The 10,858-nt window shown below is 26.4% G+C and carries 9 protein-coding genes; all 9 read left to right on the top strand.

From position 1 onward, the window contains the following. Nucleotides 1-42 precede the first annotated feature (42 nt). The 9 genes from NMG68_RS02975 to NMG68_RS02935 are packed head-to-tail and all read left to right on the top strand — an operon-like array spanning nucleotide 43 to nucleotide 10,817. Nucleotides 43-1,041: a glycosyltransferase family 2 protein gene (locus NMG68_RS02975; protein WP_255034484.1), complete on the top strand. Its 999-nt coding sequence runs from the start codon at nucleotides 43-45 to the stop codon at nucleotides 1,039-1,041. Nucleotides 1,042-1,050: 9 nt separating this feature from the next. Then, the gene (locus tag NMG68_RS02970; RefSeq protein ID WP_255034483.1) at nucleotides 1,051-3,090 is read left to right on the top strand and encodes a thiamine pyrophosphate-dependent enzyme; all 2,040 of its coding nucleotides are present in this window, start codon (nucleotides 1,051-1,053) and stop codon (nucleotides 3,088-3,090) included. 9 nt (nucleotides 3,091-3,099) lie between these two features. After that, nucleotides 3,100-3,321 (top strand): YneF family protein, encoded by a 222-nt coding sequence (locus NMG68_RS02965; protein WP_255034481.1) that lies wholly within the window; start codon nucleotides 3,100-3,102, stop codon nucleotides 3,319-3,321. Nucleotides 3,322-3,326: 5 nt separating this feature from the next. Then, nucleotides 3,327-3,887 (top strand): ribosome biogenesis GTP-binding protein YihA/YsxC, encoded by a 561-nt coding sequence (gene yihA / locus NMG68_RS02960; protein ID WP_255034480.1) that lies wholly within the window; start codon nucleotides 3,327-3,329, stop codon nucleotides 3,885-3,887. Between the two features lie 3 nt (nucleotides 3,888-3,890). Further along, complete coding sequence (gene valS / locus NMG68_RS02955) at nucleotides 3,891-6,473, top strand: valine--tRNA ligase (RefSeq protein ID WP_255034478.1); 2,583 nt, start codon at nucleotides 3,891-3,893, stop codon at nucleotides 6,471-6,473. Nucleotides 6,474-6,495: 22 nt separating this feature from the next. Continuing rightward, complete coding sequence (locus tag NMG68_RS02950; protein WP_255034477.1) at nucleotides 6,496-7,617, top strand: ComEC/Rec2 family competence protein; 1,122 nt, start codon at nucleotides 6,496-6,498, stop codon at nucleotides 7,615-7,617. Nucleotide 7,618: 1 nt separating this feature from the next. After that, the gene (holA, locus tag NMG68_RS02945) at nucleotides 7,619-8,536 is read left to right on the top strand and encodes a DNA polymerase III subunit delta (protein ID WP_255034476.1); all 918 of its coding nucleotides are present in this window, start codon (nucleotides 7,619-7,621) and stop codon (nucleotides 8,534-8,536) included. A 2-nt stretch (nucleotides 8,537-8,538) separates the two neighbouring features. Next, a complete protein-coding gene (locus NMG68_RS02940; RefSeq protein WP_255034475.1) occupies nucleotides 8,539-9,912 on the top strand; it encodes a hypothetical protein in 1,374 nt (457 codons plus the stop codon). 2 nt (nucleotides 9,913-9,914) lie between these two features. Next, nucleotides 9,915-10,817, top strand: a complete 903-nt coding sequence (locus NMG68_RS02935) for an ECF transporter S component (RefSeq protein ID WP_255034474.1) — start codon at nucleotides 9,915-9,917, stop codon at nucleotides 10,815-10,817. Nucleotides 10,818-10,858: the final 41 nt, after the last annotated feature.

Below are 10,858 nucleotides of genomic sequence, written 5' to 3'. Positions count from 1 at the left end.
TGCTTTTATAATTAAACAATAATACAGCAACCAATTTGTGTTATGAATGAAACTAATTCACGCTCTTCCGAATTTTATCATGTAAAAAACCCCTTAGTTTCTATTCTTATACCTGTATATAATAATGCCAAAACGATAGAAACCACAGTAAGTTCTGCGTTATTTCAAAGTTATAAGAATATAGAAATTATTTGTATTGACGATAGTTCATCGGATAATTCATATCAAGTTTTAAAGAGATTTGAAACATTCGAACAAAATGTAAGAATATATAAAAATCAAACCCAAAAAGGGAGAGGTTTTGTTTATGATCAATTAGTTAAATATGCTTCAGGTCATTTCTTTTTATTTTTAGAACCACCAAACACTCTTAATCAAGATGCTATTAAGCATATGATTTCAGTTAATGAACAATTTACTGAGATTATTGTAGGGAGAAATATGGTTGCTACAACATCTAACCCTATGAAAGGGGTTTATGATATTCCTACGAATGATAAAAAACTATCTGACCGTAATTCAATTGATTACATCTTTGCTAACTCATTTAATACTCAAGGAATATTAATTAAAAAGAATTTCTTTGAAGCTCTTGATATGAAGTTTGGTAAAAATCCGTACATTCCCGATTTTTATTTGAAATACGATTTATTAGCTAACTGTGATTTTTTCAGAGTAGTTTGAAAACCGACCATTAACTTTATTGAAAGCGAAGGTTTTTATGATGAGAATCGTTTAAAGTTTTTAGTTGCTAAATATCGTTATGTTTTTCATGAATATCCTAAGATGATTGATTGGTTTAATAATTATGTTCCAATCAAAGACCGAATAAACGATTTTAAATCTAGTATAATTACCAGTATAATAGATCAGGTAAGAATTGAATATCGTAGTACTGTGGATGCGATTAAAAAGACATTCGAAGAGCAAATCCTAACACTATTAAAGAATCAATATTTATCTTCTAATTACATCTTTAAGGTACCTAATAACCTTCGAGAAAAACTAAAAACTAACGAAAATAAAAGATTATTTAAATAATTAGAAAACATGGTTATTAAGTCGATTTATCAAAATAAGCCTTTCCCTAAAAACTCACATACAATCGTTAATAACTTTAGATTCTTAATGTTTGATAGTGTCAATAATAGTTTTATAGGGAAAGCTGCATATGGATTTGGTTCAGCGAGTTATCTTTATGTCTTGTTCCGCAACTATTTTGTTATGGATGTTAATGATATAGATGCAAGCTATAATGATAAACTTGTTGTTTCAAAACAATTAGGTGGATCTAATATTAGGGCTTGTTTTTACTTATTAAAACATCCTGATATAAAAGTTGATGATCTAATTGATTTTTCTTATGAAAAAAAGATTAGAAATCTTTACGATTTTTCGAATAAGCAACCAGGTTATAATCTTGCTTATGCTGTAGGTTTAGCAATAGATTCTAAGTTAATACAAAAAGCTTCTCATTACACAAAAACTAATAAAATCTATTGTATTGTTAGTAGTGCTGATTTGAATTCTAATTATGGTTTATCAGCTCTTAAAACTGCTATTAATCAAAAATTAGATAACTTAGTTATTATTTATGATAATAATTCTTTTGAAGAACGCGGAGCTAATGATGATTATTTAATAACTGACTTTTCAACAATTGTTAAGAAGATGGGTTATAAATACATCAGTGTATTGAATGCTAACAATGTTGATAAAGTTGATGTAGCGTTCCAATATGCAGTCAATGCTAATCGTCCTGCTTTTGTTGATATCAACACTGTTGTTGGGCATGGTTCAGAAATTGCTGGTACTAGTCAAGTATTAAGAACTCAACTAGATCAAGAAGAATTAAACAAATTAATCAAGCGTTTTGAATACTATGGTGAAGAATTTAAGGTTTTATATGAAACTGCAAATGATATTTACCCGACCCAACAAACACGTGTTAATAAATTAAAAGATTTAATAAATAATCAACTAGATGAATTAAAAAGACGAAATATTGTTTTAGATGACTATTTAACAAATTATAAGGATTGGGAATTCAACTCAGATAAGATTGATAGTAATCAATCATTAGCTAAATTAAAAGCAGTTATTTTTAAAGAACAACCTAACTCTGTTTTATTAGAAGTTAACGATAATGATTATGAGTTGGAAAATGAACTAAATCAAATCAATTCTGATCGTTTAATATTATTAGGGCAATGAATTGAACTGGCTAAAGTTATTGCTTGCGCTATAGCGCACAACAAAGTTCATTTACCAGTAATTAATACTGATATCAACCTAATATCATCGATTATAACTGATCCAAACTTACAACAATGCAACAATAAATTCTTATATTTAGTAAATACTCCTAAGGGTTTATCTTTTAATTATTTAAATTCAATTTGTAATTCAATCGCATACCAAAACAACACATTGTTATTACAACCAGGAACATACGAAGAATTAAAATATTCAATATGTGAATTTAATAAACAAAACAAAAAAGATACCTTTATTGTTTTGCCACATGTTTCGGATTTAGTTAATATTATGGTGGATGGCATTAATTTAGCTGGCTATGAATTAAACACGCATAATTATGCTACTGTTAACATTATTGCTTGTGGTGCAGATTTAATAAAAGCATTAAGTTTTCGCGAAGAATTATTAAAAAATGGGATAATGCCTAGAATCATTTCGGTATTATCATTAGAACATTTTGATAACATGGATTCTGTAGCAAAATCTGTTTTGCTAAACAACTTCCCAAGTTATTATATGGACAGAATGGAAGAAGTTGCATGAGGTAATGTTTTATCTAAAAACCCACTTGAACTAAACTCAATTGATCAAATGAAAGAACATACTGTTCATTTCAAAAAATCTAAGCGTTCACAAAAAACTAATAATAATAAAATAAAATCATTAGATTCAAGAACTAATACAACTGAATTTGATAATGATCAAGATCAATATGGTCATTATCTATTGAGTGGTAAAATCGATATTAATAAAAATAATGGCGCTGATATCTTAAAGCGCAATAGCGATATCAATAACGACCAAGATAAGAAAAATAAGGATAGTAATTAGGAGACAAAAATGGAATTAGCATTATCACTAGGTTTGAGTATACCTTTATGCTTAATAGCTGGAGCTATTTTAGGTTACATCATTGCAATTAAAGTCTTTAAGCGTCAGATGCGTAAAAACCCACCGATAACAGAAGCACAAATTCGCAGTTTATATGCTCAAATGGGACGTAAACCATCTGAAGCTCAAATAAAACAAATGATGCGTGCATATTCTAAGGAAATGAAATAACCATAATGAATCGTTTTATTAAAAGCGCTACTAGCTTAAAAGAGTGCATTAACGATTCAAAAAAAGAAGTGTGCTTAATAGGTCGTTCAAATGTTGGAAAATCAACAATTATTAACGGTCTAGCAAACGCTAAGATAGCTCATACATCAAAAACCCCAGGTCGAACGGTTACTATGAATTTTTATGAGATTAGTAATCAGAGAATCGTCGATTTACCTGGATATGGTTATGCAAGAATCAAGAAATCTCAAAAAGAAGAAATATCAGCTTTTTTAACTGATTATTTGAATCATAGAGAAAATTTAGCTGGCATTTTTTTAGTTCTTGATCTTGGTGTAATAACTCAACAAGATATGGAAATAACCAAGCTGTTATCAACTCTTGGAATTGATTATTATATTGTCTTTAACAAGATTGATAAATACCCTAAATCAGCTTATCCTAACAATAAACATAAGATCTTAAATGCTCTTAAGGTTAATGAAGAAAAAATCATTCTAATAAGCGCTAAAAACAAGCAAAATTTAAATAACTTAATGTTAAGAATTATAGATGTTAATTCGTAAATTATGAAACAATTAAAAAAACTGGATTTAAACCAAAAATACGATCATAAATACATAAGTGAAGGTGTTGTAGATTTTTGATTAGATACTGATTATGCTAATCAAAAATCTGATTTTTGTTTATCTGACACAAAACCGTTTAGTGTGATTATGCCTCCACCTAATTTAACGGGTAAATTACATATTGGTCACGCTTGAAATTTATCGATTCAAGACTTAATTGTTCGTTATAAAAAGTTAGTAACTGGAAATATTAATTGAATTCCTGGTACTGATCATGCAGGGATTGCTACGCAAACAAAATTCGAATCAATTCAAAGAAGCAATAATATTGATTACAAAAAAGACGATCGCCAAACCCACTTTAATAACATCTATAAATGAGCACAAGAATCATCTAAAACAATTAAGAATCAAGCTAAATCGTTAGGTTTAGCGCTTAATTGAAAAAAAGAAAAATTTACTTTATCAGAACAGTCAAATAAATATGTTTTAGATGTTTTTGTAAAACTTTATGAACAAGGATATATAACTAAGAAATATACACTTGTAAACTGAGACACTAAACTAAATACTGCTATATCAAATATTGAAGTAATCAATAAGGAAAAAACGCAAAAATTACATTATATTAAGTATTATCTAGAAGATAGCGAAGATTATCTTGAAATAGCTACAACTAGACCTGAAACAATCTATGCTGATGTGGCTGTTTTTGTTAATCCTAATGACGAAAGATATTTAAAATATCACGATAAAAAATTGATTAATCCATTGAACAATCAATTAATTCCGATTTTAGTCGATGAATACATTGACATCGACTTTGGTAGTGCGGTTATGAAATGTACCCCAGGGCATGATCATAATGACTATGCATTATCTAAAAAACATAATTTACCAGAATTAAGCTGTATTAACTTTGACGGAACACTTAATGAACTAGCTTTAGAATTTGAAGGTGTTGATGTTTATCAAGCTAGAGAACTAATTGTTGATAAATTAATTAAAGAAAATAAATACGTTAAGTTTGAAGAAATAGTAAGCAATATCGGTTATTCTGATCGTTCTAATACAATTATTCAACCGTTATTATCGAAGCAATGATTCTTGATTACAACTAAATTTGTTGATGAGATTAAAAAATTAGTTAACAATCCTGATAATATCAAAATTTATCCTAAACGTTTCTTAGATACGATTAATAATTGATTGGATTCTAATCAAGACTGATGTATTTCAAGACAACTTGTATGAGGTCATCAAATACCAGCTTGATATAATAAGAATAATTCTGAAGATATTAAAGTGAGTATAACTTCACCAGGTGAAGATTACATAAGAGATCCGGATGTTTTGGATACTTGATTCTCATCAGCATTGTGACCTTTAATATGTTTTAATGAAGGAATTGATGATAAAGAGTTTGCTGATAATTTTCCTAATTCATTGTTAGTTACTGCTTATGATATTGTATTCTTTTGAGTGTTAAGAATGGTGATCATGTCTTGATTGCTTAAAAAATCAATTCCATTCAAAGACTTATTATTGCATGGTTTGATATTAGATGATCAAAACCGCAAGATGTCGAAGTCACTTAATAATGGAATTGATCCAATTCAGGTAATTGATGAATATGGTTCAGATGCTTTAAGATTATTCTTAACATCAAATACTTCACCAGGTGAAGATGTTTCGTATAATACCGAAAAAATGAATGCAGCAGCTTCATTTTTAAATAAACTATGAAATTTAGCTAGATATATTAGCTTAATTGATGTAACTAAATTAACTGATGAAGGGTTAGATAGTTTAGATTATTGAATTATTAACCGTTTTAACGATGTTAATGAAGGTGTTCAAGATAAATTAAAGGAATACCGTTTCGCTCTGTCAAACAAACAATTAAGTGATTTCATTTGAGATGATTTTGCTAATGTTTATATTGAATTCAATAAGAAAAACGGATGATCTAAAGCTAAATATGATCTAGCTAATAAAATGTTTAGGAATTTATTAGTTATGCTTCATCCCTCTGTTCCATTTATTACTGAACAACTATACAATGTGTTTGAATTTAGTAATAAAAAACCTTCGATCATTCTTGAAAAATGACCAAGCTTAATTGATATTAAACAAAAAACGTCTAACTTTGATAATATTTTAGGAATAGTTATTAAGATTAGAAATTTCAAACAAAGTTTCGAATTGAAATCTAAAACAGAGTTAAACGTTCTTTACAAGAATGATGTAAGTTATATTGAAGACTTAACTAAATATTTAAAAACAGAAAACATAAATCTTATTAAGATAAGTGACCAAAAACTTGACGATTTATTCTTGATAGCATCAGATGATAATGAATTCTATGTTGTTTATGAGAATGATAAGTCAAAAATTATTGATAAATTAAAAGCTGAAATAGTAAAACTTCAAAAAGAAGTTGAAAGAAGTTTAAATATAGTTAATAATGAAAACTTCAAGAATAAAGCTCCAAAAGAAAAATACGAGGCTGAAGTTAAAAAATTAAATAACTATCAAGAAGAGTTAAAACTAAAAGAAGATAAATTAAATTCTTTAAAATAAGATTTTTTTCCATATCTTGTATATGGAATTAAAAAGAAGAATAAACATAAAAGAAAACTACGGACTAGCATTGATGTTCTGTTTAGTTTCCATTTGATTGTTGGGTTATACATTTAATAAACAACAATGGATACTGATAGGAATCCTAGGCGTAGTTTTTTTTATTGTTTCATTCTTTTTGTTTAATTGCAAAATAGCAATTTTTATTTGCGTATTATTTGTTTTATTTTTAGGGTATTATCTTATTTATTATTTTCTTGATATTAAAGGGGTTAGTTTTAAAGAGTTGTTAGATAGGATACCAGAAGAATATGATCTTAGAAAAATAATTTTGAAATATCTTAATACAAACGAAAGAAAACAATCAAGAGGATTTTTATTATTAATGATATTTAATATTAGAAACAATGATAATAGAGTTATATATAACCAGATATTAAACTTATCAATAGCGCATTTATTAGTTGTTAGTGGGTTGCATTTATCTTTAATAAATATAACTATTCAAAAAATATTTAAAAAATCAAAAATCATCGGTAATTTTGTGTCATTTCCGGTATTAATTTTTTATTGTTACTTATTGAGTTTTAGTTATGGAGTAACACGAATATTACTATGTTTATTTATTAATCTTATTCTTAAGAAAATTATAAAAGAAAAGGATATAAGTTTTTTAGTTTTAGCGATTTCTGGACTAGTATTATTGTTATTTAATCCATATGCTTTTCTGAGCTATTCCTATATGCTAAGCTATTTAAGTGTATCTGTAATAACTGCAATTTATCAAATTGAAAAAATAAATAATTTTGCTAAATCAATAATTTCGAGTGTGCTTATCAATATAGTGTTAGGCGGTTTGATTATTAATGGTTATGGGAAGATAAATTTATTGACAATATTTTGATCAATAATTTTGAGTCCTATTATTATGAGTATCTATTTTTTAAATCTTTTTCTATTCCCATTTAATGTTATTTGACCGTATTTAGAAATCTTGCATAATGTCTTTTTTATCATTATAGAAACTTTTCAAATAAATTATTTCGTTATAAATTTATCTGAATTAGCTAATTGAACACCTTATTACTATTTATTAATTTATTATTTATTTATCAGTAATATGTGGGTGATGAGGTTAATCTAAAGTGTCTTATTTAGTGATTTGTGACGATTTATATTTAGCTCAAATAAATTTAAGAGAGAAAAATAAGAATAAAAATATTGTTTGAGTTAACTATGATGAAAATACTAATTTATCTCAATACTTAAGTACTGGGTTATTCAACAATAATTCGAATGAAATTATAGCAATTATTAATCCTGCATTTTTATATAAAGAATTTGATTTAAATAGTAGTAAAGCGTTAATAAATACTATTAATAATTCATCTAAACAAGTTTTTTTAATAGTTGATAGTAAATATGATTATAAAAAAACAGATTTATTAAAAATTGACGGTAAAAATGAGATAAAAAGCTTAGATAGTAAAAATAATTCTAAGTTTAATTTCATAACAAAAGAGTTAGATAAGTTAAATAAAAATTATCCAAATTGACTTCCTTATTTTATTGATAAAAATACTAATAACGATGCAAGACTAATATGCAGTGAAATTAAAAAATTGGAATTTGTTGATGAAGAAAGCTTAAACAACCGTGAAGAGATAGATAAAATAATAATTGATCATTCGGATACATTAATCTACAACTTAGCTAAAGAGATTATCAATAATAATGTTCAAGAAATATTAAATATATATCAGGATCTAATTGATAATAAGAGGCAACCAAGCGAAATTATTTCTACTCTGATTACGATGCTTAGTAAAATATATTTCTTATTGCTTGGTAAAAAAATGAAATTATCTGATGAAGATATAGCTAAAAAAATGGGCGTTAATATTTATTGGTTAAAATATACATATAGAGATATTTATGTAAAATCTGATAAAGTAATAAAGGATTTTATTGTTGATTTGTTAAAATTAGATATTAATAATAAAAGAAGTTTGGCTGATCCTTACCAATCTCTTAAATATTTCATCATAAGAGGTATTGATTAAATATGTCGATAGAACTTAATTCAACTATAGATAAAATTAAATACAAACTTAACACAATTTTAAATAGTGAAAAGTTTGAAACTGAATTAAAGAACAATGAGGCGTTTAGAGCTGTTTTATTTAAACAGATTGCTATTTATAAATTTTTGGCTAGTAAAACTGAAAATGCTTCTGATAACTTGGAATATGTTGAATTTGCTTTAAATAAACTTAACAAGTTTACAACTAGCAAATATACTAGCGATAAATTGGTTTCTTACGACTCATTTGATGATGCTAATGATGATATCAATTATCTTGATATTTTCATTCTTAATACTTTTAATAAATCATTTGATGAAATAATTGACAAACCTAAAGTCAATGAAAAAGAAAAAAATGTAGTTGAAAGTAATGATGAAGAAATAAATAATAATAAGAATGATATTAATTCATCACCAACAGTATCTGATATCGAGGATGAAGAAGAATTAAATAAAAAAACTTCTTTTAGTGTTCCATTAGGTTCCTCTATTGATTTGAAAGAAAATTTAGAAAAAATCATTTCTTCAATCAGTCAACCTGATTACAAACAATTTGCTTCGATCGTTGTTAAATCTGAATCTGATATTGGTAAATTTTTCTTATTTAAAGAAAAATCTAAATTAATGATTATATTGAACTACTTAGCTTCTGTAATATGTTTAATATTCGCTGTTTTTGGGTTAGGGTTATTAGCTTGATACTTCGTTTTATATCAAAATCAAGAAATACCAACATTTGTATCTGCTATAGATAATAAAAATTATCCAATACTATCTCCGATAAATACTACCTCTACGTTATTATTAGTTGCTGTAAATATTATTTGCGCTTATACATACATAACTTCAGCAATAGGTAAAACATCGCTTAAAAAATCTCAAAACGCTATCGCTTTAATTTCTACATACACTAATAAAGAAGTAAAACCTCCTCATATTAATGACAACTTAAGATATAGTTTTAGAATTAAACCATTAATTTATCTATTATTATTCATAGTGTTTTATTCTTTTTCGCCATTCTTTAGTCCTTATTCTGGAGGTTCATTACTTGATGGAATTAAACACTTGTATTCAGTTCCTTCGAAAATTTTCTTTTCAAAAGAGGCTGTAGTGATTCCTGCTGATACAGTCTATGAAGTTACTAAAATTATTTGAATAGGATTAATTTCAATACCTTTGGCAATTATATTTTTAATTGTGATTTCAATGTTCTTCAAACCAAAAATTGATAAAGAAAAAATTGATGAAGCTGTTGATAAATATGCAGAAGAAATCAAAAAAGCAGCTAACGAAATAACTTCTATTTTCGAAAGAAATAATTCTAGCGATTCATCTAATAAGGTATTCTAATATTGCAAAAAATAGCTATTAAAAATCAGTTTGATGTTGCTAAAAAACCGATAAATAAATTAGCAATCATTAGGTTTTTTTTACCGTTCTGACCACTTAAATTAAGGTATAACATTTACCTTATTTCTTTTTTATCTATGTTTATAGCTTTAAAAGTTGTTTTAGGTTTTTTTGTTATAAAGATAGGTCCCACGATAAGTTTAGGAATCTCTTGAGTAGGATTAGCTTTAATTGGTTGAATTTTCGGTCCAGTTACTGCTATACCAATAGGTTTTTTAACTGATACACTTTCATTTATTTTAGGTAAAGGTGGTGTATGGTATTGACTTTATGCTATTCAAGAACCGATGATTGTATTTACTGCTTCTCTGTTTGGTTCGATTTATCGAATTAGAAAACAATACAGTTCTAATTCCTTAGATTTTTTATTTCAACAAGTTTTAATTATTGGATTCTGTGTTTCGGGGTTCATCTTTTTATCTTTATACAACAATACAGACACAGAAAAAATATTGATAAGAAACAATTCGTTTGGATCAACACTAAGTTTCGTATTTATTGGTTTATTTTTTATTTTTTCAGAAATCATAAGTTGATTGCTATACTTAAGAAATAAAAAAACTAAAGAATCGATTAAACTATTTTTATATGTTTCGACTATGATGATTACTTTATCGGTTCTTTATTCATTAGTGTTAGGAACAATATCAATTAATGAATTCTTAATTAATGTAGTTCATCAAAAACCAAAATCCAAAGATTTTATTTTAAGCGCTTACTTAATTCCAAGAGTGATTAAAGAAACTTTAAGGTTACCCATTTTAATAATTTGTGTAATTAGTTTAATCAAATTATCAGAACCTCATTTAGAAAACTTTTTCAATCTTTCACGTTTGCGTTGATAAATACATAAAATAGTGATATAGTATAATAAAAAACGATATAG

Origin of the sequence: Mycoplasma bradburyae, from assembly GCF_024338845.1 — a bacterium.
In the GTDB taxonomy this organism is placed as follows: domain Bacteria; phylum Bacillota_I; class Bacilli_A; order Mycoplasmatales; family Mycoplasmoidaceae; genus Mycoplasmoides; species Mycoplasmoides bradburyae.
The sequence above is the reverse complement of the archived record's forward strand: the minus strand, read 5'-3'. Positions and strand labels throughout refer to the sequence as shown.